Source organism: Aliamphritea spongicola, assembly GCF_017051665.1.
GTDB classification, from domain to species: domain Bacteria; phylum Pseudomonadota; class Gammaproteobacteria; order Pseudomonadales; family Balneatricaceae; genus Amphritea; species Amphritea spongicola.
Genome location: NZ_JAFIDL010000001.1, coordinates 531,511 through 556,917, shown reverse-complemented (window position 1 = coordinate 556,917; position 25,407 = coordinate 531,511). Strand labels below are relative to the sequence as shown.

Here is a 25,407-nt window from a genome sequence, read left to right as displayed (position 1 = left end):
AAACAGCCTCTTACCGGTCCGGTAAGAGGCTTTTGTACTTTATGCCGTAACTGCCACTGCCACCGCCTGTTCAGCCAGCGCTGCAACGGCACTTTTAATTTCAGCAGCAGCCTCTTCTGAAGTCATCTGCCCGCTTTGCATATCAAAAGCATCATAGAAACTGGCCACTGAAACATCCGCCACCACCTCACCGGCGAAATACGGTGCTGAGGTTTTCGCCTGGGTCAGCACATTGCGTGCGCCGCCGGGGCCCGGTGATGTGGCCAGCAACAGCATCGGCTTGTTCTGGAATACTTTCTGATCAATCCGGGAAGTCCAGTCAAACAGGTTTTTCCAGGCGGCAGTGTAAGAACCGTTATGCTCTGCATAAGCAATCACCAGCGCGTCCGCTTCACCGATTTTACGGAAGAAAGCCTGCGCCTGTTCCGGCTGGCCCAGCTCTGCTTCACGGTCCACACTGAACAACGGCATTTCGTAGTCATTCAGATCCAGAATTTCAATCTCAGCACCGCTGATTAAACCAGTGGTATAGCCTACCAGTTGTTTGTTAATGGATTGTTTACTGTTGGATGCTGCAAATGCTAATACTTTCATGCCTGTTCTCCTGCCTGTCCGGTTATCAGTATTTCGTTACTGAAGCGATATGAACATCTTAACCGTTCCAATTTATTTGACTAGTAAGCACAACTGCAAAATACTGTTCTGAAAATAGAACGACTGTAGTGATTAACCATGCCTGATATTAACGACATGCTGATATTCGCCAAGGTAGCGGAGTTACAGGGAATCTCTCCAGCCGCCAGAGCGCTGAACTTACCAAAGTCCAAAGTCAGCCGCCGAATGGCCATGCTGGAGGCATCCCTCGGTGCCCGGCTTCTGGAACGTACCACCCGGGCGGTTCATCTCACTGAGGCCGGGCGTATTTACTATCAGCACTGCAAGCAGATTAACGAAGCGGTTGAAAACGCCGAACATGCGGTACAGCAACTGAGTGAGACACCCAGGGGCCAGCTGCGGATCAGCGCCTCGGTTACTACCGGGCAAAAACTGATCGCGCCGCACCTGAGTGAATTTGCTGAGTTGTATCCACTGGTGAATATTGATCTTGATCTGAGTAACCGCCGGGTGGATGTGGTCAGCGAAGGATTCGACCTGGTGGTCCGGGTCGGTAAACTGGAAGACTCAAACCTGATCAGCCGTAAATTAGGCGGTGGCAGCGCCGGCCTGTTTGCAGCCCCTGACTACCTAAAAAAACATGGCACACCTGCGGATCCCGAAGCCCTTCACGAACACCGGATACTGGTCATGTCCGATGCCAGTAACGTACTTAACTGGCGGCTGCAGAACAATCGGGGGGAAGCTCACACGCTGAATGTCACCCCAAGCATGAAGATTAACGATATGACCACCCTGACAACCGTGGTTGCCGGCGGCGCCGGTATCGCCTGTCTGCCGGCTTATCTGGTTCATGAACAGGTTGCATCCGGTCAGCTGTGCCGGGTCCTGCCGGACTGGCACACCCCGGAAATCAACCTGTATATCCTCTACCCCAGCCAGCGTGGGCTGACGCACAAGGCCCGTTTATGGATGGACTTCTACATCAGCAAGCTGGCGGACAACTGGTAACTCAGCGTAAATAAGGCTTACGCGCTGCCGATACCGCCCGGGCATGGCCATCAAAGCCTTCATAGGTAGCCAGCCGCTCTGCCTGTTTTGCCATTTCCGGATAACCGGATTCAGTTACATAGGCCACGGACATGAACTTCATAAAGTCCATCACCGACAGTGGCGAAACCGTAGCAGCCTTGCCGGAAGTCGGTAGCACCGCATTACAGCCCAGCACAAAATTACCCAGTGTACTCGGTGAGTGCTGACCTAACAGAACTTCACCGGCGTTTTCGATGTCCCCCAGATACTGCCAGGCATCGGTGCTGAGAATCTGTAAATGCTCCGGCGCATAATCATTGATGAAGTCAAACGCCTGCTGGCGATCTTCGGCTATCACAATGCCACCCATCGGCCCGCAGATAACCGTGGCGGAATAATCTACCCGCAGTTCAGACATAGCCTCCCAGTGATCCGGCATCGCGGCAATGGCCTGTTCAGCCACCTGTTTTGATGTGGTCACCAGAAACGCAGAAGAATCCGGGCCGTGTTCCGCCTCGATCAGCAGATCAAGCGCTGCCAGACCGCCATCTACCGTATCATCCGCAAACACAATGGACTCAGACGGCCCCGCCGGAATACCCGGATCAATACGGCTGCTTAGCAACTGCTTGGCAGCCACCATCCAGGGCGAGCCCGGGCCAACAATTTTGCTACAGCGAGGTACCGTAGCCGTTCCATAAGCAACCGCTGCGACCGCCTGGGCACCACCGCATTTGAATACATCAATGCTGCAGCTGAGGGTTTCAGCAATCAGCTGTGTTGCCACCAGTGTCGCTGCATCTACACTGCCGTCTACACCGGGTGGTGTCAGTACAATGACCCGCTTCACACCGGCAACCACTGCCGGAATAGCATTCATCAGCAGCACTGAAGGGAATGAACCCTTACCCCGCGGCACATAGCAGGCCACCGAAGGAATCGGCAGAAACCGCTCTCCCACGAAGCTGCCCCGGCGGACTTCCTGCATGGTCATTTCACCGGGTTTCTGCGCTTCATGATAACGGCGAATATTATCTGCTGCGTACTCAATGGCTTCCCGGGTGTCCCCGTCAACCTGTGCAGCCGCCGCCTGAAACTCTTCAGGGGTGACCTGCAAATCCGCTTCACTGATATCTGCACCATCAAAACGGCGGCCATATTCTGCCAGCGCCACGTCGCCCCGCTGCCGGACATCTTCAATGATCGGGCTGACCTGTTGCAGGTACTCCGACATGTCTGATTCCGTGCGTTGTAACAGCTGTTCTCTTTCCTGTCCGCTGAGCGTATTCAGCTCCCAGACGCTGATTGTTCGTTTGTCAGTCATACTTCCTCACCCTTTTCCTGACGCTTCTTTAAAATCGGTTTTAAAAAACTTGTCCGCATTTCTCCGGCCTGCAGCCGCTCCCGGAACCAGTTGAGTGCCTGCCCGCGGGATGACTTACGCCACGCCACGAACAGCTCACTGCTGCAGTCATAATTAATGACTTCACGGCTGACCAGACCGCCGCTGGCCAGCAGATCACCAATGAGATGCTCCGGCATAAAGCCCACGCCAATACCACTTAAAATGGCCTCACGCTGAGCAAACAGATCCGGCACGATCAGTACGTCTTCGCACAATTGCTGCTGGCCCTTACCCGGCCGGATCAGGCGGCTGCTGTCACCGGCATCCACCAGCCGGTGGCAACTCAGCTCACCGATGGTCAGCGGCCGGTTATCGGTTGCCAGTGCATGATCCGGTGCCATCACCAGCATCAGTGATTGTCGTCCTGCCGGCAGATATTCAATGTCCACTTCATGGGGTGGCTGCCCCACGGCACCGATCACCAGATCCACGCGCTGGTCGTACAGGGCATCCCAGGTGCCCTGATAGACCTCCCGGACTACTCTAATGCGGGTGCGGCTGTTCAGCTGATAAAACTCACTGAGCCACTGGTAAAGCACCTCGCCGCACATCATGTTGGTGAAGGCAATTCTCAGTTCCGGTTCCCAGCCTTCACCCACCTGCCGCACATGGGCTTCCAGACTCTGATGTAAGTTAAGAATCTGCTCCGCATAATCTCTGGCGGTCACTCCCGCCGGTGTCAGGCAGACCCGGTAACTGTCACGGTTTAACAATGCCTGCCCCAGCTGTTCTTCCAGCTGACGAACCGCATAACTGACGCTGGAGACCGTTACCCCCAGCTCTGACGCCGCGGCAGACAAACTGCCGTTGTTCTCCACCGCGATCAGCACCCGGAGGTACTCAGGTTTAACCGAAACCACCATCTGTTTTACTCCCATGTCACAGGCCTTCATTCACCGGAAAACAGGCCAAACTGTTCAGAAATGTCGCCTACAGGTGTACCGCAACGACATCTTCAAATTTTTCGTTGATCTTGTTTCAGGCTGTGTGCTTATCTGCCCCGCAAGCACGCCCTACAATCCCTCTATTCCTTTTCCAGCCAGTCCCATTAAGGTTGTTTCTCTATGACTTCACAGGCATATACTTCCCCCGCTGATGCCTCCGGTTCACTGCTGGGCAGCACCAACCTGCTCATCGCCGCTGTCGCCTGGGGCGGCATGTACGGGGTTTCACAAACCGCGCTTCAGCATCTGGACGCCTACACCCTTACAACGGTCCGTTACGGCTTCGGCGCGCTGTTTTTTTGCCTGCTGCTGTGGCTTAAACAGGGCCGCAGCGGATTCGGTTTCGACGGCCACTTCGTCAAAGTCTGGCTGTACGGTTCCTGCGGATTCTGCGGATTCTCAGTCCTGTTATTTCACGGCCTGGAATACGCGCCCGCCGAGCATGGAGCAGTCATCGCCTCACTCATGCCCCTGATCAGCGCCCTGATCACCTGGGTCACCAAAGGAAAGCGCCCTGATCCCGCTACCCTTATCTGCGCACTGGTTGCCATTGCCGGCGTCGTACTGGTCATTTCCCGGGGCAACATCGATAACCTGCTGCAGCTCAGCGCCATCAAGGGTGATCTGATGATCATCCTCGGCGTGACCTGCTGGGTCATATTTTCCATGGGGATTACCCAGGTTCCGGGCTGGAATGCCAGCCGCTATACCGCCATGTCCTGCTGTGCCGGGCTAATCACCATCGTGGCAGTTAACCTGATTGCCGGCTGGCGCGGTGCTGCCTATTTACCGACACTCAGCGATGTCCGCATGGTCAGCTTTGAAATCAGCTACCTGATACTGGCGGCCGGTGTGCTGGCGGTTTCATGCTGGGCCAGCGGTGTTGCCCGGGTGGGCGCAATTAACGCCCTGCTGTTCATGAATATGATCCCGGTATCCGCCTTCATCATTGCTTTCCTGCAGGGCAAGGTAATCGACCCGATGGAGCTTTACGGCATGCTGCTGGTGGTCAGCGCCCTGTTAGCCAATAACCTGTTACCACGGATTCGCCCGGCCCGTCAGCAACAGCCTACCTGTTCCTGATAGCCGGTTGACGCCAGTCATTAAACAACTAATAAAACGTGCCTCAGCTGATATAAAAACGCCGGAGTAAACCCCGGCGTTGCGCGTCTCCCTTTACAGGTTTCAACCCAGCTTGATCCAGGTGGTTTTCAGCTGAGTAAACTTGTCCAGCGCATGCAGCGACAGATCCCGTCCGAAACCGGACTGCTTGTAACCGCCAAACGGCGTACTGAAATCCAGCGCATCCATTGTATTTACCGAAACGGTACCGGCCCGCAGTTTCTTAGCCACACGGTGTGCACGGTTCAGGTTGGTGGTCCACAAAGACGCCGCCAACCCATACAGGGAATCATTGGCAATACGGATCGCCTCTTCTTCACTGTCGAAGGTCATCAGCGCGGCAACCGGGCCGAATACTTCATCACGGGCGATCTGCATGTCTTCGCTGACACCGTCAAAAATGGTTGGGGCAACCACCGCAGTATTCTCGTCGCCAACGCCGCCGGTGAGCATTTGTGCACCTTCAGACTGCGCCTGTTTAATGAATTCACGAACGTTGCAGGCATGCTGCTGATCAATCAGGGCACCCACCTGAGTATCGGCATCCAGCGGGTCTCCTACCTTCATCGAAACCGCTTTCGCCACGAACTTCTCAACGAATGCGTCTTTCACGCTGGCTTCAATGAGAATACGGGAGTTAGCCGAGCACACTTCGCCCTGGTTGAAGAAAATGCCCATGGCAGCGTGTTCAACCGCTGCATCAAGATCACAGTCCGCAAAGATCAGGTTCGGGCTTTTGCCACCGGTTTCCGGCCATACCGGCTTCAGGTTGGATTCGGCAGAATAGCCCATGAACAACTTGCCCACCGCGGTCGAACCGGTGAAGGCCAGACAGTCCACATCCATATGCAGACCCAGCGCCTTACCCACCACGTGACCATGGCCGGTAACCACGTTCAGTACACCGTCTGGAATACCGGCTTCTTTTGCCAGCTCAGCCAGACGCAGCGCGGTCAGAGTCGACTGTTCCGCAGGTTTAAGAACCACGGAGTTACCGGCGATCAGGGCCGGGGCCAGTTTCCAGGCAGCAATATCCAGCGGGAAGTTCCACGGCACTACCGCCGCAACCACACCGATTGGCTCGCGGGTAATGGTGGCAACATTGTTACCGTCGGTCGGTGCCACTTCACCGTACAGTTTATCGATTGCTTCGGCGTACCATTCAAAACAGCCGGCAGACCCCGGAATATCAATATTCATGGCATCCTGTACCGGCTTGCCTACATTCAGGCTTTCCAGCAGGGCCATTTCTTCATGGTTTTCCATGATCAGGGCCGCCAGACGCTTCAGCACTGCCTTACGGGCTGCCGGTGCCTGATCGGCCCAGATGCCGCTGTCGAAGGTGCGGCGTGCAGCAGCAACTGCTGCGTCCACGTCCTGACCAGTACAGGCGGCGGCATTTACCAGCACTTCGCCGGTGGCCGGGTTAATGGCTTCATAGGTGCCGCCATCGCTGGCCGCCACAAACTGGCCGTCGATGAAAGCTTTATCCTGTAAGGTGATAGAAGCCTTCAGGCTCAGCCAGTAATCTTTATTCTGTACGCTCATTATTTTTATACCCCTTAAAGTGCACTCGCTGCAGCTTTGCGCATACGGCGCGGTGCAGTCATGTTTTCTACGCTGAGCACGTCGTCAAGTTCTTCAATTGAAAGCAGTCCTTCCTGCAGAACCAGTTCACGTACACTGCGGTTGTTCTCAATGGCGGTCTTCGCCAGCCGGGTGGCGTTCTCATAACCGATAAACGGATTCAGCGCGGTGATGATGCCAATGCTGTTATTCACCACATCCAGACAATGCTGTTCGTTGGCGGTGATCCCCTGAATACATTTTTCTGCCAGGGTATTGATCGCCCGCACCTGCAACCGCAAAGACTGCAGCACATTAAACGCAATGACCGGCTCCATAACGTTCAGCTGCAACTGCCCTGCTTCTGCGGCCATGGTGACCGTAATATCGTTACCGATTACCTGAAACGCCACCTGATTCACCATCTCCGGAATCACCGGGTTTACCTTGCCCGGCATAATGGAGCTACCCGGCTGCATCGGTGGCAAATTAATTTCCTGCAAACCGGCCCGTGGCCCGCTGGATAACAAACGCAGGTCATTACACATTTTAGATAGCTTAACGGCATTGCGTTTCAGCACACTGGAGAAGGTGACAAATGCGCCCATATCCGACGTTGCTTCAATGAGGTTCCGGGCCCGTACCAGTTCCTTACCGGAAATTTGTGAAAGCTCTTCAATCACCAGGCTGGAGTACTCAGGATCTGAGTTAATACCGGTGCCGATGGCGGTGGCACCCATGTTGATTTCCCGGAAGAACTCCACCACATCCTTAGCTTCCTCAATGTCTTCCTTCACGGTTGAGAACCAGGCATCGAACTCCTGACCGAGGGTGATGGGCACCGCGTCCTGTAACTGGGTACGTCCCATCTTTACCACGTCAGAAAACTCAACCGCTTTCTGTTTCAGCTGATAGGACAGGTTCGCCAACGCTGACACATATTCCTGATGGCTTAACAGAATGCCCAGCCGGATGGCCGTCGGATATGCATCATTGGTAGACTGAGAAAGATTGACGTGATTATTCGGATGCAGGTACTGATACTCACCCCGCTTGTGGCCCATGATCTCCAGACCACGGTTGGCAATCACCTCATTGGCATTCATGTTGGTTGAGGTACCGGCCCCGCCCTGAATCACATCAACCACAAAGTGTTCATGCCACTGGCCGGCAATGATTTCATCACAGGCACTGCTGATCGCCGCAGCAACATCATTATCCAGTAAGCCGAGCTTGTTATTGGCCCGGGCCGCCGCTTTCTTAACCATTGCCAGTGCGGTAACCAGCTTAGGGAAGTGCATCAGCTTAATGCCGGTAATGGCAAAGTTTTCAGCGGCACGCAGGGTCTGTACACCGTAGAGAGCGTCCGAAGGCACCTGACGCTCACCCAGCAAGTCTTTTTCCAACCGGGTCTGTGTCGCCTGCTCAGCCTGGGTATCGCGGGCGTCAGCCAGAACGGCGCTGCGCTGGCGATCCAGCCGCAGTAATCGCACCGCCACCGCAGCCGTTTGCGGCGAGTGATCAAGCCACTTGCTTAAAGCGTCCCGCTGTAAACGCAGCACCACAGCCGCCGAAATCGTACAACCCTGAACGGAGTCATCCGTCGGATTGAGGCTATTAAGGTTCACCTGGGCGGACAACTGAACAGTAAGCCCCTGCTGGGTAACCTCAGCATCACCGCTGAGAAGAATCGCCAGTTCATCACTGTCAGCAAGGGTAAACGCCTCTCCTGCTGCGAATGACTGAAGGGTTGAAAATTTAGTTAACTCAGAGAATTCGGACGCTTCAAGAGCATCACCACACAGAACAGATTTGATCAGCTTCTTATTATTGGCATTCATTTTTCAGCAACGATTAGTTTGATTAAACGGATAACCCCGTCGATTCAGACTAAAAATACCCGCTGGATTTGTAAAATATTATATAGCTTGTCGCTGTATCAGAAATTCTGATTTAAGAATTGCCATCTTCCCCGGCTCGGGGTACTTTGCCTGCAATACCCTGCCAGAACTACCGGACACCGTTATGACCAATATTACTATTCAGGAAATCCGCGCATACATTGCTCTGGCAAATACCCTGAGCTTTACCCGGGCTGCTGAGCAGCTGAACCTCTCCCAGCCGGCACTTTCCTATAAATTGCAGCAACTGGAAGAAAAGCTCGGTGCGGTGTTGTTTGAGCGCAGTTCCCGCCGGGTGAACATGACTGAAGCCGGGCTGAAAATTCTCAGTAATGCCGAGCGTCTGCTGCAGGATCTGGATCACACCCTGGCGCATATGCAGCAACTGTGTCAGGAGGATAACTACCGAATCGTCATCACCTGTTCAGAAGGCGTGGCTGCCGCCATGCTGGCACCGGTAATGACCAGTTTTGAGGAACGCTTCCCCCATACCAGCATTTCTATTCTCGACGATACCGACAGCCGGGTCATCGAACATCTGACATCCGGAGCTGCACATCTGGGCATTACATCCTACTGGCAGGACCATCCGGACTTCCTTTACGTACCGGTACAAACCGATCAGCTCTATGTCCTCTTTCCAGCGGGCCATCCCCTGGAAACCCTTGAAGAAATCAACCTTCAGGCGTTAGCACAATATGACTTTATTGGCCTCACCCGGGAAAGTGACCCGGGCCAGCTGGTCAGTAAGCTCTGTACCCGGGACGGCATCGATCTGCGTATAAAGTTTACCGCCAGCCATATCGGCACCCTGATGAATATGGTTCAGAGCGATCTGGGCATCAGTGTGGTCCCCCGGATGCGATTACCGGTACAGCTTCATGAGTCATTACGAATGGAACCTTTGCAGGCTGCCGGCTCTGAAGTAAATATCGGCATTGTGTCCCAGGTTAAACGGCCAATGGCGGTTCAGATCCAGCTGTTACGGGAGATACTTATCGCCCAGGCCGATAATTTCAGCCTGCCAGAGAACCCTTGAAACCGATTATAATCAATCAGTTAAAATATCTTTCTTAACCTTCCTCCATCATCAATAGAAAGATATCCTTTATCTATAAATTTTTTCGATTGGTTTATTTATTAATCCACCGTTAGCGTATTTGTACCTGATAAACACCCCGTATTACCGGGGTAAAAATAACAATAAACCGGTACGCTATGACACATACCACACCTGCAATTAAGCCCACCAATGTGCTGTTCATTATCTGTGATGAAATGAGCCGCCAGTCACTGAGCTGTTACGGCAACCAACTGGTTAAAACACCAAATATTGATCGCCTGGTCCGTGAAGGCAGTTGCTTCACTCAGGCATATACCCCTTCGCCCATTTGTGTACCCACCCGTGCCAGCCTGGCCACCGGGCAGTATGTGCACCAGATAGGTACCTGGAGCAGCGCCGAACCTTACGACGGCTCAGTTCCCGGCTGGGGCCACCAGTTGCTGGATAAAGGCCACACGGTTACCTCCGTGGGTAAACTGCATTACCGCAGCGCAGAAGATAACAACGGTTTCAGCGAAGAAATCATGCCGATGCATGTTTTCCGTAATATCGGCTGGCCGATCGGTCTGTTACGAGATCAGATCTACAGCTACGACGGTGCGCCGGAAATGGCACAGAATGTCGGTGCCGGTGAATCGGACTACACCCGCTATGATGCAAAGATCGCCGCTGAAAGCTGCCGCTGGATCGCCGACGCAGGTAAACAGCAGGACGCATCTGAAACGGCCAAACCCTGGGTTCTGTTCAGCTCGTTCGTCGCACCCCATTACCCGCTGATTGCGCCGCAGAAATACTATGACATGTATCCGCCGGAAAGCGTGGATATGCCCCTGAACTACGCGCAGGAAGAACGCCCTCAGCATCCTGAAGTGGCTGCCATGGCCCGCTTCTGGAGCTACGACGACCACTTCAGTGAAGAGTCCCTGCGTAAAGGCCGGGCCGCCTATTATGGCCTGTGTTCTTATCTGGACCACCACGTAGGCATGCTGATCAAAGCGCTTGAAGATGCCGGCCTGTACGACTCCACCCGCATTATCTTCACCTCCGACCACGGTGAAATGCTGGGTAACCGCGGGCTCTGGGGCAAGAGCGTCATGTATGAAGAGTCAGTGGGCATTCCAATGATCATCAGTGGCCCGGGCATTCCTGCCGGCCAGCGGATCGACACACCTGTTTCACTGATCGACTGCCACCGGACGGTACTGCACAGCGTGCTGGGTGAAACACAGCAGGACGCCGCCACCCACAGTCATTCACTGATAGATATGGCCAACGGTTTTGTGCCGGACCGCACCCTGCTCAGTGAATACCACGACGGCGGCTGCACCACCGGCTTCTTTATGATCCGTATGGGTGACTGGAAATTCACCCACTATGTAGGCCGCCCGCCGCAACTGTTCAACCTGAAAGATGACCCCCTGGAACAGAATGATCTGGGAGGCTCAGAAGTACATCAGGACATTCGCGCTCAGTGCATGGCAAAACTCCGTGAAGTCTGTGACCCGGAAGCGGTCAATGAACAGGCCTTCCGTGACCAGCAAGTGAAGATCGATGAGCTGGGCGGTAAACAGGCCTGTCTGGAATGGCGCGCCTTCAACTATACCCCGTTACCGGAGTAATCAACTGCTGCGATAACACATCTCAACTAAAATTAAGCAACGTCAGAGGACAAAATAATGAAAACAATCGGCAAACGTTTGCTCACAACACTCGGGATTTCTATGGCCCTGGTAACCGGCAGTGTCACTGCGGTAGCGGCTGACTTCCCGACTAAACCGGTCAACATCATCGTGCCTTACAAAGCCGGTGGCGCAACCGACGTGATGGCCCGCATCATAGCTAAAGCCATGCAGAAACAACTGGGTAAACCGGTGGTGGTGCAAAACCGTAAGGGTGGCGGTGGCGCCGTTGCAGCATCTTACGTTAAAAACCGCCCGGCGGACGGCTACAGTGTTCTGGTGGGCGCCAGTGAAATTTCAACCTGGATCCCTCTGACCAAGGAAGTGGATTATAAATTCGAAGACTTCCGTCACATTGCGGCGGTTACCGAATTCCAGAACGCACTGATCGCCAATGCGGATGCGCCTTTTAAAACCCTCGAAGAGATGGTGGAATACGCCCGTCAGAATCCGGGCCTTAAGATTGCCCATCAGGGTGCTATCAGTGAGCTGATGCTGAAACAGCTGGCCGAGAAAGAAAACCTCGACCTGCGGATGATCACTGCCTCCGGCGGTGCCGAAATTGTTCAGCTGTTGCTTGCCGGCCAGATCGACGTGGGCTACAGCGGCGGTATTCACAGCTCTTACCCAGGCAAGTTTGAAGTGATCAGCTCCCTGAACAAAGAGCGCCTGAACGACTCCCCAACCAAAAAAAGCTTCGCTGAATCCGGCTATAACCTGGCCATTCCGGCCCACGTTGTATTCATGGTGAAAGCCGGGGTTGACGATGCCACCGTGAAGATTCTTGAAGAGGCCATCCTGGAAGCGGCCACTGAAGAAGACTTCCGCAAGATCGTCGAGGACCGTATGAAAGCGCCGCTACAGCTGATTAACGCGGCAGACATTACGACCATTATCGATGAATCCCAGGCCAGCCTGAAACTGGTTGCCAGCAAGAAATAACCGGAGGCCTGCTTATGCACCATCATACTGACGGGGATCTCACCAGCTTTAACATCATCGCCGCCTCAGCCCTGCTGTTGACCGGACTGATCAGCTGGTTCTATCTGATCCCCCGGTATGTGGCAACCGATCCGGAGCAGGCCTTTGGCCTGTCTCCGGCCTTCATGCCACAGGTAGCCGCCGGCTGTGTATGTTTACTGGCCTCACTGCTGCTCATTAAATCTCTGCGTATCCGCTTTACCCGGATGCCCGCCATGGATGAAGAAAGTGAAGACGGCGATGATCTGCAGTTCGCCGGACAGGAATGTCTGTATCTGGGCGTGTTCGCAGTCTACGCCACCAGCTTCATGCTGATGTTTCAGTCACTGGGATTCGCAATCACATCCACCTGCGCCCTTGCCGGCATTATGTGGGTATTCCGTATCCGGCCACACTGGCTGATTATCCTGCTAGCGGTGTCTGTGCCACTGCTACTGCAAACCGCCCTCTGGTACGGGCTGACAATTGATATGCCGGGCATCAGCCTGGGCGAATGACAACTGCCTGGCGGACAGACTTCCGCCCGCCAATACCACCACCATAATAATAATCAGGTGAGTTCATGCTAGATGCGTTAATACTTGGCTTCAGTAATGCTTTTACTCTGGTCAATCTGTGCTTTATTTTTCTCGGTGTTGCCACCGGCCTGCTGTTCGGCGTATTGCCCGGCGTTGGCAGCATCACCGCCCTGTCCCTGCTGATACCTGTCACCTTCTATATGTCACCGGTGACTGCACTGGCATTCCTGATCGGCATTACCAAAGGCGGTACCTCCGGCGGCGCCATTCCGGCCATTCTGATCAACGCGCCTGGCAGTGCTGAAAACGTTGCCACCGCCCGGGACGGCTACCCCCTGACAAAACAGGGCAAACCCATGAAAGCCATGAAAATGGCCCTCTATTCCTCGGTGTTCGGTGATACCTGCTCCGATGTGGTGCTGATTCTGCTGGCTGCTCCTTTCGCCGCACTGGCGCTATTGTTTGGCCCACCGGAAATTACCGCCATCATTCTGCTGGCCTTTACCTTGATCGCCGGTCTGGCGGGTAAATCACTGCTGAAAGGATTAATGGCCGCTGCCCTGGGTGTGTTTCTTGCCACTGTCGGCCTGGATGCACAGGACGGCACCCAGCGAATGACATTCGGCATTGTCGACCTGTACGACGGCATCTCCATGAACGCCATGGCCATCGGCCTGTTTGCCTTCAGTTCCGTCATCAGCCAGTTGTTCGATCACTGGCAGGATCTGGATAAGCGACTCAAGATTGAGAGCCGCTTCGATAAAGCTCTGCAAACCCTGCACTTTCATGAATTCAGGGCCTGCATTAAAACCCTGTTCCGTTCGGCTTACATTGGTACATTTGTCGGTATGTTACCCGGACTAGGCGTAACGCTGGCGGCCTTTCTGGGTTACGGAGCCGCGAAACGGGCCTCTAAAACACCGGAAAAGTTCGGCACAGGTCATCTGGAAGGCATTGCTGCCACTGAAGCGGCGAACAGCGCGGTTGCCGGAGCGAACCTGATTCCCACCATTGCACTGGGCATTCCGGGCAATGTCGCTGCGGCACTATTAATCGGTGCGTTCATCATCCATGGCATCACCCCCGGCCCGTTCATGATGCAGCAAAACGGTGATCTGGTGTACGCCATATTCGCTTCCATGCTGATGGCAAACTTCGCTCACCTGATTGTCGGGCGGCTGGGCATTCCTCTCTGGGTAAAGGTTACCCAGATCCCCAAAGCCATTGTGCTGCCTATCGTGACGATACTCTGCGTGGTGGGTGTATATATTCCGGCGTACTCGTTCTTCGAAGTAGGTATTATGTTCGTCTTCGCCGGGCTGGGTTACATCATGCGCAAAACCGGATTTTCCATTGTCGCCCTGTTCATTGGCTTTCTGCTGGGTCCGATGCTGGAACAGGTATTACGGCAAAGCATGGTACTGCACGACAATGACGTGCTGATCTTCTTTACCCGGCCAATGGCCCTGCCGTTCATGCTGCTGACTATTTTCTTTATCTGGCGGTTTGCTGCCCGTAAAGACACCCCACCGGCGTCGGCAACACAAAGCAGCGAAGAGGATCAGTCCAAAGCTTTGTGAAAACGTTTATCCGTAAACACCGCATCGGTCAGCTCGGTGGTCTGGGTCTTCAGCATTTGCACGAAGGCCTGGGCCGCCGGTGTCAGCCTTAGCTGGCCTACTTTTGCTATTCCCATACGTAACGGTCGCAGCTTATCTTTCAGCGGAATGGCTTTCAGTTCGGTGCCGTCCAAAGCCAGATTACTGGCCAGCGGCGAGTTGAACAGAGAATAACCAAAGCCGTTACCTACCAGACCCCGCACCATTCCCAACGACTGCGCCTTGTAGGCAAACTTCGGTTCCAGATCCTGGCTTAAAAACAGCGAGTAGAAATAGTCCCGGCTCATGGGCCAGTCCAGCACTACCATGGGATACTCAGCCAACTCTTTCAGGGACAGCTCTTCCCGGTCCGCCAGTGGGTGGGCATTGTTTAGTACCGCATACGGGGGGAATTCGATAATCGCTTCGAACTCAATATCCGCGGGAATCTGCAGATCATAGGTCAGCCCCAGTTCGTAGCGCCCTTCATGCAAGCTCTGAATCAGATCCTTCTGGTGATTCTCATCACACTGAATGGTTACCTCCGGGTAAGCATCCACAAAGGCTTTCATCAGCGACGGCATCAGAATCGGCGTAAACGTAGGGAAGCCCACAATCCGTAAGGAACCGGCAATATCCTCACCCAGGGTACTGGCGTAATGCCCCAGCCCTTCGGCATCCTGCAGTAACTGCTTAGCTTTCAGTACAAACTTGCGCCCAGCAGGTGTCAGTGACAGCCCCTGAGCGTGGTGGCGAACGAACAGCTGTAACCCGGTGACATCTTCCAGATGGAGGATCGCTGAAGAGATGGAAGGTTGCGATACATGCAGGGTTTCTGCAGCTTTTGTCACACTGTTAAATTCACCCGCGGTAACAAAATAGCGCAACTGTTTAAGAGTAAAATGCATTACACGAACCTCAGCAAGAACGATTATTATTAGAATTAAAAAAATTTAAGCAAAGAAAGCTTTAAATAGCAAAATCTAATTCAAATGCCCTGCTAAAGTTTTCCTGATGACTGCAATAGGAAACGCTGATTAAGGCTACATTTCCTGCCATTAAGAATGCCTGCGCAAGAAACTGAGTGTTTCAGCACAGACAGCCTGTTACAGTCGGCAACAGCGTAATTGTTTCTTTAAGGCGATTCATGACTTCACAGACTGTACTGCTGAACCTGCCCCCAAACTTCCACACAGCCAGCATTCTGGCCTACCACCGCAGGGACAAACAGCAACTGGCGGAACGTATTTTTGAGCAGGACTCCTCCGGAGAGACTCAGGAATCTGGTATGGATAAAGGCATTCTCTGGCACAGCCACCCTGCCGTATTGCAGGTCAGGTTTTCGGACAGCAAGGCACAAGTCAGCCTACATACAAACAGCACGACAGTACCCACGGAAGAAGAACTGACAGCCCTCGCTGAACGCATGCTTGGCCTGCATCAGGATGTTGCAGCCTTTGAAGATAAATACGCCGAACATCCCCTGCTCAGCAATCTGATTAAACTAAACCCCGGCCTGCGTATCCCGACTGTTGCGACCCCATTCGAGGCGTTTGCCTGGGCCATCACCGGTCAGCAGATCAGTGTGACCGCCGCCATCAGTATCCGCAGCAAGCTTATTCAGGCCGCCGGCATTCGTCACAGCAGCGATATGTACTGTTTTCCTGATGCCGCACATGTCAGTGCGCTGGGCTATCAGACCCTGCGTGAATGTGGCTTTTCCGACAGCAAAGCCAATTGCCTGCTGAACCTGAGCAAGCATGTTTCAGAGCAGGACTATTTCAGTGACCGTTGGCTGGAAACGCTGGGTACAGACAAGGTGCGCGAGACCCTGCTCAGCCTGAAAGGCATCGGCCCGTGGACCATCAACTACGGTTTACTCAGAGGCTTCGGTTGGCTGGATGAATCACTGGAAACCGACGCCGCCGTCAGGCGCAACCTGGCACGCCTGCTGAATCAGGACAAAATCACGCCGGGTAAAACAGCAGAATGGCTGGCACAGTTCAGCCCCTACCGTTCACTGGTAGCCGCCCATCTGTGGGAGATGGGCTAAGCCGGAATCAGAGGTGATATCTCTCAGACAAAACCGGTCAGGAACGCCAGACTTGGCAGTGACAGCACCGTGGCGGCAAGAATGGCCCGCGCCAGTCGGTCAGTGGGGATGCCGTATTTTAGCGCAATAACAAATGGCATTGCCCCGCACGGGCCGGCCGCCAGCAAAATCAGCGTCGCCTGCCACTGAACATCCGCACCGTTAACATTCCCTAGCAGGTACATCAGGGTCGGCTGCGCCACTAACGCCAGTGCAATCACAATGCAGGTAAGCTTATCAAGGCTGAACAGGCGGACATTGGCCATGGTAATGCCCAGCACAAATAACAGAGTCGCCGGTGCTGTACGGCCAACAAAGTCAGCAAAGGTATACAGGCCGCCCGGTAGACCGATACCGGACAGGTTTGCCAGCAGGCCCAGCAGTAACGCCCACAGCGCCGGGTTGCGGGCCAGAATCAGCGGCACCTGGGAAACCGAGGCACCGCCCCTGGAAATCAGTTCAACGATAAACACCGTACCGCAATACAGCACCGCCAGATCGGTAAAGATCGCCCCTTCCACCGGAATCGCGGCCACTTCCCCTTTCAGCAGGGTCACAATCGGCAATACATAATAGAGATGGTTTACAAAAACCGTGGTCATCCCCAGTACCAGGCCTTCCCCCAGCGAGGTGCCAAACACCCGAACGGCAACAAAGGCCACGATGGTATACAGCGTCACTTCCACGGCAAAGTAACTGCCCAGTGCTGCCACATCATAATCACCCAGCGGCGAACGGGCAGCCAGCAGGAAAATCAGCGCGGGCTGACCAATGTAATATACAAAGGCATTCAGCGCCCTTGCCATTTCCGGTGTGAAGATCCCTTTACGGCCAAACACAATTCCGAGAAAGATCACCGTAAAAATCGGCAAAATCGGATTGGCGAGAGCAGCTAACATAGTATTCCTTACAAGATGGGGGCGACTGACGCTCAGGATAAAAGCTTGTTTTTAGCTTCGATCCACTGGGACATATATTTGGTACTTTTATGATGATGGTGGCGTAACAGCTGCCCCATAAAATTCTCTTTACGGGCAACCGTCAGGTTAGCCATGGTCGATTCCACCTGCTGCAGAAAACGGGCCTGAATCTTCTCCCGGGAAAACTCCGCTTCAAGAATATCAAAACCGTTTTGCTGACATTCCTGCCAGAACTCCGCGTCCTTATACAGGCGTACGGCACCGGCAACAATGGCCGGAACGGACTCGGCTACCTCACCACACCAGGGAATATCCCCGTGCATGGACTCTGCCCCTACCGGCGTGGTAACTGCCGGGGTGCCATTGAGCATGGCATCGGTAAACTTACCTTTAATGCCGGCACCGAACCGCAGCGGTGCCAGACATACCCGGGCATGACTCAGCACCCGGTGAACATCCGGTGCCCAGCCATCCACATAAAACCCGTCAACAGGCCGGTGCAGATCGGTGGCCTTTTTCGGCGGATAGGCGCCATAAACATGTAACTCAGCCTTGGGCAGCTGTTCCCTTACCCGTGGCCATATCACCTGCTTCAGCCACAGCACGGAATCCCAGTTGGGGGCATGGCGGAAATTACCGATGGTCACGAAGTGTTTACGGGCTTTAAAACGTGGCAGGGTTATATTCTCCCGCTCCAGCATAAACGGCAGGTGCACCAGGTTTTCATGACGAACACCAAAGCACTCCGTGAGCAATTCAATTTCAAAACGGGAAATCATAATGCTCAGATCACAGCGCATAATGGCTGCTATTTCACGCTGGGCGATATCCAGCTCGGACATCTCCAGAAACAGCGTGTGTTTATCATCAAACTGTTTATCCAGGGTTTCAGCCGGATCCAGCTTTTTAAACCGCTGATGGCGCACCTGACGCAGGCTGTGCAGATCCTCAGTATCCAGAATCCGCAGCGCCTGTGGGCACTGTTGCTCCACCCGCCAGCCAAACTGCTCTTCCATCATAAACCGGTCGAACATCACGATCTGCGGATTAAGATTACGCACCCAGCCATCAAAACTTTCGCTGTTCAACTCAATAGCAACTTCATGAACATCCAAAGACTTAAGATCTGCACGATGCTCACTCAGGGCCGCCGGGCTGGCGAAGGTAACTTCATATCCATGTTGCTGAAAAAAGTCGATTAACTCCATCATCCGGCTGCCCGCCGCGGATGACCGGGGCTCAGGCCAGACATAACCAATAATCAACAACTTAAGAGACATAAAAATCCATTGTCAGAATACAAACAGGGCCGGAAGGATAACAGTAAACAAACACATAATTTCCCCGGATACAGCCCCTATGTTACTAAATTTTACGCAAAAAAGTTGTGTTCAAAACGTTTAAGAAACAACCGGACTGACCAGATTAATACTTAAGACGGATAAACGCCCCTGTTCAAAAACAGCCTTGCCACCCCGCATTGCCTCTCAGCCCCGGGGAGGATGAAAGGTAAACTCTTCAGGGGTAATGACATTGCCAATTGCCTGACGGATATTCTTGGGAATACTGTCATCCGTATGATGAAACAAATCACATTTTTTCATCGCTTTGCGCACATCAATATTTTTTCCCAGATATTCAAACATGGTTCTGGCAGCTCCCGGTTGGTGGGCGCTACAACTGGATGCACAGATCATTAAGCCTGAAAGGTATGGATTATTTGGCCGGTAGCTGGGAGTAAGAATGGTTTCAGAAACCGTGGAATTCAGCTCCGGCTCCGACTCCACCAGAAACAACCGGTCAGCCAGCAAGAACACCAGACCATGATATTTGATCGTCAGCCGCGCGCCTAACATCGGATTCTTTCCGCTGGAGCGCTCTATATGCTTCATGTAGTAAATATCATCACTCTTATAAATCTTCACAAAGGAGCGGAAGATAAAGCCAGGAAAACCAAACGAATAAAAATACCGGTAGTAATAGCCCTCATACCGCTCAAGCCCCTGATTCGGGCTTTTCAGCAGTGGCAGAATGATATTCGCCAGATTGCGGGGAATAGCCTGCTGAGCATTCACCGTATCCGGCGGTGATACTCTGGACTGAAACACCGCCGGCAGTTCAACGATCTCTTCGCTCTCCACACCAAAAAAGTCACAGATCTTCTTCAGGTTCTTAAACGACGGAAACGCCTTGCCGTTCAGATAACGGTTAAACTGCTGGCGGTTTATTTCAAGCCGGCGACAAACCTCGGAAATAGAACTGTAGAACCCGCACAAAAACTGCAGATTGGTCGAAAAATTTTCCAGATCATCATTTGACTGCATCACCAGCCTCTCCTGAATGCTTACCAATATTAACGCCGGCAGTTAACAAATCCCGGCCTGCCGTTGTACCTGAAGCACACAGCGAATCCCTGTGCACTCCGGAAGTCACCTTAAAACCTACTTTAAAACTTACCGTAAAACATAAGCAAAACCGACAAAAAAGCACAAATTTTATAAGCGCTGCATCATAAGCGCACAAAAACTGCAGCGTTGAAGCTGCACTACGCACAAAGCTGCCAAATGGTTGCAGCGCAGGGTCCGCTGATAGTCTGAACCGGTACTCAGATAACCCGCTACACAGCAATACCGGAGCTAACGATGTCCCTGCCGCAATCCACAAACCCTTCCTTCTGGACCCAGACCGCTGTTGCAGCCACACCGGGTAAAACCCTGCAGGAAGAAATCCGCCGTGATGTCACCATCATCGGTGCCGGTATCACCGGATTACGGGCAGCACTGGAACTGGCATCGTCAGGCGCATCAGTCGCATTACTGGACGCCCATGAACCGGGCTGGGGCGCATCCGGACGCACCGGCGGCCAGGTCAATCCCCTGGCCCATGCGGTCCCGGAAAAAATCATCGCCCAGTTAGGCAACACCTTCGGCCCGCGTATGCTGGAAAGCTATATCAATTCAGGTAACGAACTGTTTGATCTGATTACTGAACACCAACTGGACTGCGATTCCGTACAGAACGGCTGGCTTCGGGGGGCACACTGTACTGAAGCCATTAAAGACCTGGAAGCCATGCATCAGGGCTGGTCAGAATACGGTCTGGACATCAGTTTCATCGAAGGCCAGGCATTACGTGACCTGAGCGGTACCGATGCCTATAAAACCGCCACCGTGGTTAAGTCCGGCGGTTGCATCCAGCCCCTCTCCTACAGCCGGGAGCTTGCCCGGGTGGCCACTGAACAGGGTGCCGACATCTATTCCTGCAGCCCGGCCATCAGTGTGACACCGGACAACAGACAATGGCAGGTCACCACACCGGCAGGCAAAGTGACCAGCGACTGGGTACTGTTCTGCACCAACGGTTATACCGACGATACGCTTAAGGGCCTGAAACAAACCATCGTACCGCTGATCAGTGTTCAGGCGGTTACCCGGCCACTGAGTGATGCCGAATACAATGCCATCCTGCCCGAAGGACATACCCTCTCTGATACCCGCCGGGTGATCTACTACTGCCGCAAGGACAACCACAACCGTCTGCTGTTCGGCAGCCTGGGAATGAGTGAGCAATGTAACGCCGCAGACCGAAAGCGCCTGCACAAAGCCATTCACCATGTATTCCCACAGTTCAGCGCCGCCGATCTGGACGTCTACTGGGGTGGTCGTCTGGCCTTCACACCGGAAGTGTTGCCCCACCTTCATGAACCGGCACCAGGCATTCTGGCCGGTTTGGGTTACAACGGCCGCGGAGTGGCAATGGGTACCGTCATGGGCCGGATTCTGGCCGAACGGGTACAGGGAAAAGCCCCTGAAGATCTGGCCATTCCCACCACCGGCTTTAAGGCATTTCCGTTCCACGGCCTGCACCGGCTGGGGGTTTACAGCGCCATTAAGTACTACGAGCTACGGGATGCCATTGATACCCGGACTGGCTAACCAATAGCTAGGAACAACATCACAAATGGAACCTAACCTACTGATTTAAAGACAAATATAAAAGGATCATCAACATGATATCTGTTCATTCCCCGGATGCTTCACAACTGGAAACAGCTACTCAGTGGCCGGTCTGGGAAAAAGAAGCCTGCAACTTTGACGAAGACTACACCGCCACTGAAATGTTCTACATCCTCGACGGCGAAGCCCGGCTGACCACTGCCTGCGGCATCGACAAAACCATCCGTCAGGGAGACCTCGTCACCGTGGAAGCGGGCGTGGTCGTGAACTGGGATATCCGCCAGCCCATTCGTAAACACTTCAAGTTTTTCTAGAACAGGCTTCAGAAAAACACGACCGCAAACACCTACTTCAACTGCGAACAATAACAAAGGAGCCCTCTCCATGAGCAGCACTGAACATTACCAAAACTATATTAACGGCCAGTTTGTTGCCGCCGCTTCCAGCAACCGGATCGACGTTGTTAACCCGGCCAGCGGTGAACTTCTCTCAACCATACCGGACAGCAATGCCGATGATGTTAACCGGGCAGTAGCAGCTGCCAAAACCGCACAGGTTGAATGGGCACGTAAGCCCGCCATTGAGCGCGCCGGATACCTGCGCCGTATCGCTACCAAACTGCGGGAAAACGTCCCGGCACTGGCCCGTACCATTGTCGCGGAACAGGGCAAAGTCATGGGGCTTGCAGAGGTTGAGGTTAACTTCACCGCCGATTATCTGGACTACATGGCCGAGTGGGCCCGTCGCATTGAAGGCGAAGTCATCACCAGTGACCGCCCGGATGAAACTATCTTTTTACAGCGTAAACCCATTGGGGTGATTGGCGGCATTCTGCCCTGGAACTTCCCGTTCTTCCTGATTGGCCGCAAACTGGCGCCGGCACTGGTCACCGGTAATGCCATTGTGATCAAGCCCAGTGAAGAAACTCCAAACAATGCTTTTGAGTTTGCCAAACTGGTGGCTGAAACCGATCTCCCCGCCGGTGTTTTCAATCTGGTTGCCGGTACAGGTGCCAGCGGCGCCGCCCTGTGTGACAACAAAGACGTTGGCATGGTGAGCTTCACCGGTAGCGTAGAGACCGGTAAACGCATCATGGCGGCCTGTGCAGCTAATGTCACCAAGGTCAATCTGGAACTGGGCGGCAAGGCCCCTGCCATTGTCACCGCCAACGCGGATATCGATCTGGCGGTAAAAGCCATCCGCGACTCACGCATCATCAACACCGGACAGGTCTGTAACTGTGCTGAACGGGTTTACGTAGAGCGACCCGTTGCGGACGAATTCCTGTCAAAAATCACCGCTGCTATGTCGGCGACAAAATATGGCGATCCGCTGCAGGATGCAGACATCGAAATGGGGCCGCTGGTTAACCGTCAGGGGCTGGATAAAGTTGCTGCCATGGTCGATGCCGCAAAATCCGACGGCGTTAACGTGCTCTGCGGCGGAGAAGTGGTCGCGGATGTTGCCGGCCATCACTACCAGCCCACTGTTTTGCAAGTCGACAGCAATCAGCACCCGCTGATGCAACAGGAAATCTTTGGCCCAGTATTGCCGGTCATGATCGTCGACAGCCTGGATGAAGCACTGCAATACGCCAATGACACCGAATACGGCCTCACCTCCTCCATTTTTTCCAAGGATGCAGACGAAATCATGAAAGCCTGCCGTGAACTGAAGTTCGGTGAAACCTATGTGAACCGCGAGCACTTCGAAGCCATGCAGGGCTACCACGCCGGTACCCGCAAATCCGGCATCGGCGGCGCTGACGGTAAGCACGGCCTGTATGAATACACCGAAACCCAGGTGGTGTACTGGCAGTCACGCTGATGAAAAGCCGTTCAGCAATCATCGAGCAGGCCCTGTTTATGGCGGAATGCGGTGTGCTTGCGAGCACCATCTGCGACAGGCTTAAGATCACGGACACCACCTTCTATAACTGGAAGCGCCGGTTTAACGGTCTGAATGCCGCCGCCATTGATCAGTTAACTGACCTGCAGCAGCGCAACCGCCTGCTGCAAAAACAGGTTGAGCAACTGAGCCTGGATAAACAGATTTTGCAGGAGGTTCTCTGTAACAGCCTGCAAACCGAACACCGGGAACAGCAGGTTCCCGGAATACTGGAATCACAACCGGTAACCAATAACCGTGCCCGACAGCTAATGTTACTAAAATAAGCTCAGGGCATATAAAAACTGTGAAGCCGATACGCTTCACCATTAACATGTCGCGCCTGAGATACGCGACCCAGAGGTAAAAGATGAAAACAACAACTAAATCTTTACTGTTAAGCTGCGCCCTGTTCTGTGCCAGCCCTTTCCTGCAGGCTGCTGAATACAAGATTGCCCTTGGCGGCGGTCAAGGTGGTTCCCAGCATGCACTGGCCAGTAAGTTTGTTTCCGAACTGGAAAAAAATACCGACGGTAAGTCCACCGCTAAAATGTTTTACAACAGTCAGCTTGGCTCCGAACAGGACACCATCAACGATGCTGCACTGGGTGTGCTGGACTTCTCCGTTGTCGCCATCAATAACATCACTCCTTTCTCTCCTACCGTTGGGGTATTCACCCTGCCGTACATGATTCAGAGTCTGGACGAAGCGGTGGAACTGACTAAAAGCCCTGCCGCTCAGCAACTGGTTGATAACACCGTCCGTGACGCCGGCGTTCGCATCATCGGCTGGACCTTCTCCGGATTTCGCGTGCTGACCAACTCTAAGCACCCCGTCGGCAGCCTGAGTGACCTGCAGGATCTGGTGATCCGGGTACCGAAAAACGAAATCATGATTGATACCTATAAGGCATGGGGCATCAACCCGACACCGATGGCCTGGTCTGAACTGTTCACCGCTCTGCAACAGAAAGTTGTCGACGGGCAGGACCTGTCCCTGGTAGACATCGAGTCGGTGAAATTCAACGAAGTGCAGACTTACATCTCCAACATTCACTACAACTTCCTGCTGGAACCGATGATCATGTCTGAAGCCATCTTCCAGGATCAGCCAAAGGACATTCAGGATGCCATTCTGGCAGCCGGCAAAGCAGCCACCCTGCACAGCGCAGACTTCCTGCGCAGCAAGGAAGCCTCTGCCAAAGCAAACCTGCTGAGCAAAGGTATGCAGTGGGCTGAGGTGGATGAAGCCGAATGGATCAGCAAGGCTACTACTGAAGTGTGGCCAAAGTACTACGACAGCGTTGGTGGTAAAGACAAAATCAACAACGTTCTGCGCGCCCTGGGTCGCGACGAAATCTAAACCGCTTCACAGCATCGTCCAAACGCTGCTCTTATGCTTCTGCCCGGCCCTGCGCCGGGCTTTTTTACTCAACTCACTCGTATTACCAACAAAGAAAAACATCCTCTCAGATGCCTGTTTTTTTTATCGAAGAAAGCTTAGAAGAAAGCTTAAAAGTTGAACTTAACCGGCCAGCAGGATAACTATATATACAACTCATAAAGCGCACGGATGCAGCACATGACACTTTTCTCATACGTATTTTTCAGATTTCAGTCTCCCTCAGTACCACGGGAGGCCGACCATGAATAAAGCTATTTTTGTATTACTCTTACTGGCCACTCTGGTCATTCACAGCCTGCCCACGGACAACCCGCTCAGCAGAACTCTGAACAGCATTACCCTTTACAGTCCGTTACCAACCGCACTTACAGAAACCAGCATTGCTAACCTTAATTGTTTCAGCGAGATTAAACGTCTGATCACCGCAAGCGAAATTAGCCATGAAATATGGTACTCCGGTAGCAACCCTGAACTGGTCAGCAATTCCCGGAGCATTAACAACCAGGGGGTTGCTATTAACAGTATTAAGACCGTTACCATTAAAGCCCGGCGAATCAGCCTGTTATTTCTCGACTCAAACCTGACCACCTATCAGATAACCTTTCATAACGGTATGGTGCAGAACATCAGCCACAATACGGTCTGGATGCCCTTCTTTTATTCAGACCTTCTGATCTGAGTATCCGGTTTTTCTGAAATCCAGCCTGATACTTCTATGTGTTA

General features: G+C 53.4%; 23 protein-coding genes. 14 read left to right on the top strand and 9 right to left on the bottom strand.

Annotated features, from left to right (window positions below; genetic code table 11):
- Positions 1-39 precede the first annotated feature (39 nt).
- Complete coding sequence (locus JYB63_RS02605) at positions 40-594, bottom strand: NADPH-dependent FMN reductase (RefSeq protein WP_205656248.1); 555 nt, start codon at positions 592-594, stop codon at positions 40-42.
- A gap of 138 nt (positions 595-732) precedes the next feature.
- Between JYB63_RS02605 and JYB63_RS02600 the strand changes: the two genes are divergently transcribed.
- Positions 733-1,626: a LysR family transcriptional regulator gene (locus tag JYB63_RS02600; protein WP_205656247.1), complete on the top strand. Its 894-nt coding sequence runs from the start codon at positions 733-735 to the stop codon at positions 1,624-1,626.
- 1 nt (position 1,627) lies between these two features.
- Here JYB63_RS02600 and hisD read toward each other — a convergent pair whose 3' ends face one another.
- Together hisD and JYB63_RS02590 are read right to left on the bottom strand one after the other, a co-directional pair.
- Positions 1,628-2,971 (bottom strand): histidinol dehydrogenase, encoded by a 1,344-nt coding sequence (gene hisD / locus JYB63_RS02595; RefSeq protein ID WP_205656246.1) that lies wholly within the window; start codon positions 2,969-2,971, stop codon positions 1,628-1,630.
- Positions 2,968-3,930, bottom strand: coding sequence for a LysR substrate-binding domain-containing protein (locus JYB63_RS02590; protein WP_205656245.1), 963 nt, complete (start codon positions 3,928-3,930; stop codon positions 2,968-2,970). The genes hisD and JYB63_RS02590 overlap by 4 nt, the downstream gene beginning before the upstream one ends.
- A gap of 186 nt (positions 3,931-4,116) precedes the next feature.
- On the opposite strand from JYB63_RS02590, the gene JYB63_RS02585 reads away from it, so the two are divergent.
- Complete coding sequence (locus JYB63_RS02585) at positions 4,117-5,079, top strand: DMT family transporter (protein WP_205656244.1); 963 nt, start codon at positions 4,117-4,119, stop codon at positions 5,077-5,079.
- Positions 5,080-5,181: 102 nt separating this feature from the next.
- On the opposite strand, the gene JYB63_RS02580 is transcribed toward JYB63_RS02585, so the two are convergent.
- Complete coding sequence (locus JYB63_RS02580; protein ID WP_205656243.1) at positions 5,182-6,666, bottom strand: aldehyde dehydrogenase; 1,485 nt, start codon at positions 6,664-6,666, stop codon at positions 5,182-5,184.
- A 14-nt stretch (positions 6,667-6,680) separates the two neighbouring features.
- Positions 6,681-8,525, bottom strand: coding sequence for an aspartate ammonia-lyase (aspA, locus tag JYB63_RS02575; RefSeq protein ID WP_205656242.1), 1,845 nt, complete (start codon positions 8,523-8,525; stop codon positions 6,681-6,683).
- Between the two features lie 184 nt (positions 8,526-8,709).
- Between aspA and JYB63_RS02570 the strand changes: the two genes are divergently transcribed.
- The 5 genes from JYB63_RS02570 to JYB63_RS02550 all read left to right on the top strand — a co-directional run bounded on the left by JYB63_RS02570 (position 8,710) and on the right by JYB63_RS02550 (position 14,406).
- On the top strand, positions 8,710-9,624 hold the full coding sequence (locus JYB63_RS02570; protein WP_205656241.1) for a LysR family transcriptional regulator: 915 nt from the start codon (positions 8,710-8,712) through the stop codon (positions 9,622-9,624).
- Positions 9,625-9,803: 179 nt separating this feature from the next.
- The gene (locus JYB63_RS02565) at positions 9,804-11,267 is read left to right on the top strand and encodes a sulfatase family protein (RefSeq protein ID WP_205656240.1); all 1,464 of its coding nucleotides are present in this window, start codon (positions 9,804-9,806) and stop codon (positions 11,265-11,267) included.
- 57 nt (positions 11,268-11,324) lie between these two features.
- A complete protein-coding gene (locus JYB63_RS02560) occupies positions 11,325-12,269 on the top strand; it encodes a Bug family tripartite tricarboxylate transporter substrate binding protein (protein ID WP_205656239.1) in 945 nt (314 codons plus the stop codon).
- Between the two features lie 14 nt (positions 12,270-12,283).
- On the top strand, positions 12,284-12,805 hold the full coding sequence (locus JYB63_RS02555) for a tripartite tricarboxylate transporter TctB family protein (protein ID WP_205656238.1): 522 nt from the start codon (positions 12,284-12,286) through the stop codon (positions 12,803-12,805).
- Between the two features lie 65 nt (positions 12,806-12,870).
- Entirely contained in the window at positions 12,871-14,406 is a 1,536-nt protein-coding gene (locus JYB63_RS02550; RefSeq protein ID WP_205656237.1) for a tripartite tricarboxylate transporter permease, read from the top strand.
- Here JYB63_RS02550 and JYB63_RS02545 read toward each other — a convergent pair.
- Positions 14,388-15,332: a LysR family transcriptional regulator gene (locus tag JYB63_RS02545; protein WP_205656236.1), complete on the bottom strand. Its 945-nt coding sequence runs from the start codon at positions 15,330-15,332 to the stop codon at positions 14,388-14,390. The two genes, JYB63_RS02550 and JYB63_RS02545, sit on opposite strands and share 19 nt — an antisense overlap.
- Before the next feature lie 239 nt (positions 15,333-15,571).
- Between JYB63_RS02545 and JYB63_RS02540 the strand changes: the two genes are divergently transcribed.
- Entirely contained in the window at positions 15,572-16,477 is a 906-nt protein-coding gene (locus tag JYB63_RS02540) for a DNA-3-methyladenine glycosylase family protein (protein WP_205656235.1), read from the top strand.
- A 23-nt stretch (positions 16,478-16,500) separates the two neighbouring features.
- Here JYB63_RS02540 and JYB63_RS02535 read toward each other — a convergent pair whose 3' ends face one another.
- The 3 genes from JYB63_RS02535 to JYB63_RS02525 all read right to left on the bottom strand — a co-directional run bounded on the left by JYB63_RS02535 (position 16,501) and on the right by JYB63_RS02525 (position 19,760).
- On the bottom strand, positions 16,501-17,415 hold the full coding sequence (locus JYB63_RS02535) for an AEC family transporter (protein ID WP_205656234.1): 915 nt from the start codon (positions 17,413-17,415) through the stop codon (positions 16,501-16,503).
- 32 nt (positions 17,416-17,447) lie between these two features.
- Positions 17,448-18,716 (bottom strand): glycosyltransferase, encoded by a 1,269-nt coding sequence (locus JYB63_RS02530; RefSeq protein ID WP_205656233.1) that lies wholly within the window; start codon positions 18,714-18,716, stop codon positions 17,448-17,450.
- Positions 18,717-18,923: 207 nt separating this feature from the next.
- Positions 18,924-19,760 (bottom strand): helix-turn-helix domain-containing protein, encoded by an 837-nt coding sequence (locus JYB63_RS02525; RefSeq protein WP_243431829.1) that lies wholly within the window; start codon positions 19,758-19,760, stop codon positions 18,924-18,926.
- Positions 19,761-20,078: 318 nt separating this feature from the next.
- Between JYB63_RS02525 and JYB63_RS02520 the strand changes: the two genes are divergently transcribed.
- From JYB63_RS02520 to JYB63_RS02495, 6 genes are all read left to right on the top strand, one after another.
- Positions 20,079-21,371: an NAD(P)/FAD-dependent oxidoreductase gene (locus JYB63_RS02520; RefSeq protein WP_205656231.1), complete on the top strand. Its 1,293-nt coding sequence runs from the start codon at positions 20,079-20,081 to the stop codon at positions 21,369-21,371.
- Between the two features lie 74 nt (positions 21,372-21,445).
- Entirely contained in the window at positions 21,446-21,706 is a 261-nt protein-coding gene (locus tag JYB63_RS02515) for a cupin domain-containing protein (RefSeq protein ID WP_205656230.1), read from the top strand.
- A 70-nt stretch (positions 21,707-21,776) separates the two neighbouring features.
- The gene (gene aldA, locus JYB63_RS02510; protein ID WP_205656229.1) at positions 21,777-23,219 is read left to right on the top strand and encodes an aldehyde dehydrogenase; all 1,443 of its coding nucleotides are present in this window, start codon (positions 21,777-21,779) and stop codon (positions 23,217-23,219) included.
- A complete protein-coding gene (locus tag JYB63_RS02505) occupies positions 23,219-23,566 on the top strand; it encodes a transposase (RefSeq protein ID WP_205656228.1) in 348 nt (115 codons plus the stop codon). The genes aldA and JYB63_RS02505 overlap by 1 nt, the downstream gene beginning before the upstream one ends.
- 83 nt (positions 23,567-23,649) lie before the next feature.
- Positions 23,650-24,642: a TRAP transporter substrate-binding protein gene (locus JYB63_RS02500; RefSeq protein ID WP_205656227.1), complete on the top strand. Its 993-nt coding sequence runs from the start codon at positions 23,650-23,652 to the stop codon at positions 24,640-24,642.
- Positions 24,643-24,925: 283 nt separating this feature from the next.
- Positions 24,926-25,363 (top strand): hypothetical protein, encoded by a 438-nt coding sequence (locus JYB63_RS02495; RefSeq protein ID WP_205656226.1) that lies wholly within the window; start codon positions 24,926-24,928, stop codon positions 25,361-25,363.
- The last annotated feature ends 44 nt before the right edge of the window (positions 25,364-25,407 follow it).

Excerpts from the sequence above, each read along its gene's own strand:
- JYB63_RS02530 (WP_205656233.1), bottom strand. The coding sequence starts at position 18,716 with ATGTCTCTTAAGTTGTTGATTATTGGTTATGTCTGGCCTGAGCCCCGG.
- JYB63_RS02585 (WP_205656244.1), top strand. The coding sequence starts at position 4,117 with ATGACTTCACAGGCATATACTTCCCCCGCTGATGCCTCCGGTTCACTG.
- aldA (WP_205656229.1), top strand. The coding sequence starts at position 21,777 with ATGAGCAGCACTGAACATTACCAAAACTATATTAACGGCCAGTTTGTT.
- JYB63_RS02555 (WP_205656238.1), top strand. The coding sequence starts at position 12,284 with ATGCACCATCATACTGACGGGGATCTCACCAGCTTTAACATCATCGCC.
- JYB63_RS02605 (WP_205656248.1), bottom strand. The coding sequence starts at position 594 with ATGAAAGTATTAGCATTTGCAGCATCCAACAGTAAACAATCCATTAAC.
- JYB63_RS02515 (WP_205656230.1), top strand. The coding sequence starts at position 21,446 with ATGATATCTGTTCATTCCCCGGATGCTTCACAACTGGAAACAGCTACT.
- JYB63_RS02505 (WP_205656228.1), top strand. The coding sequence starts at position 23,219 with ATGAAAAGCCGTTCAGCAATCATCGAGCAGGCCCTGTTTATGGCGGAA.
- JYB63_RS02540 (WP_205656235.1), top strand. The coding sequence starts at position 15,572 with ATGACTTCACAGACTGTACTGCTGAACCTGCCCCCAAACTTCCACACA.
- JYB63_RS02495 (WP_205656226.1), top strand. The coding sequence starts at position 24,926 with ATGAATAAAGCTATTTTTGTATTACTCTTACTGGCCACTCTGGTCATT.
- hisD (WP_205656246.1), bottom strand. The coding sequence starts at position 2,971 with ATGACTGACAAACGAACAATCAGCGTCTGGGAGCTGAATACGCTCAGC.
- aspA (WP_205656242.1), bottom strand. The coding sequence starts at position 8,525 with ATGAATGCCAATAATAAGAAGCTGATCAAATCTGTTCTGTGTGGTGAT.
- JYB63_RS02590 (WP_205656245.1), bottom strand. The coding sequence starts at position 3,930 with ATGGGAGTAAAACAGATGGTGGTTTCGGTTAAACCTGAGTACCTCCGG.
- JYB63_RS02525 (WP_243431829.1), bottom strand. The coding sequence starts at position 19,760 with ATGCAGTCAAATGATGATCTGGAAAATTTTTCGACCAATCTGCAGTTT.
- JYB63_RS02580 (WP_205656243.1), bottom strand. The coding sequence starts at position 6,666 with ATGAGCGTACAGAATAAAGATTACTGGCTGAGCCTGAAGGCTTCTATC.
- JYB63_RS02535 (WP_205656234.1), bottom strand. The coding sequence starts at position 17,415 with ATGTTAGCTGCTCTCGCCAATCCGATTTTGCCGATTTTTACGGTGATC.
- JYB63_RS02560 (WP_205656239.1), top strand. The coding sequence starts at position 11,325 with ATGAAAACAATCGGCAAACGTTTGCTCACAACACTCGGGATTTCTATG.
- JYB63_RS02500 (WP_205656227.1), top strand. The coding sequence starts at position 23,650 with ATGAAAACAACAACTAAATCTTTACTGTTAAGCTGCGCCCTGTTCTGT.
- JYB63_RS02550 (WP_205656237.1), top strand. The coding sequence starts at position 12,871 with ATGCTAGATGCGTTAATACTTGGCTTCAGTAATGCTTTTACTCTGGTC.
- JYB63_RS02570 (WP_205656241.1), top strand. The coding sequence starts at position 8,710 with ATGACCAATATTACTATTCAGGAAATCCGCGCATACATTGCTCTGGCA.
- JYB63_RS02545 (WP_205656236.1), bottom strand. The coding sequence starts at position 15,332 with ATGCATTTTACTCTTAAACAGTTGCGCTATTTTGTTACCGCGGGTGAA.
- JYB63_RS02565 (WP_205656240.1), top strand. The coding sequence starts at position 9,804 with ATGACACATACCACACCTGCAATTAAGCCCACCAATGTGCTGTTCATT.
- JYB63_RS02520 (WP_205656231.1), top strand. The coding sequence starts at position 20,079 with ATGTCCCTGCCGCAATCCACAAACCCTTCCTTCTGGACCCAGACCGCT.
- JYB63_RS02600 (WP_205656247.1), top strand. The coding sequence starts at position 733 with ATGCCTGATATTAACGACATGCTGATATTCGCCAAGGTAGCGGAGTTA.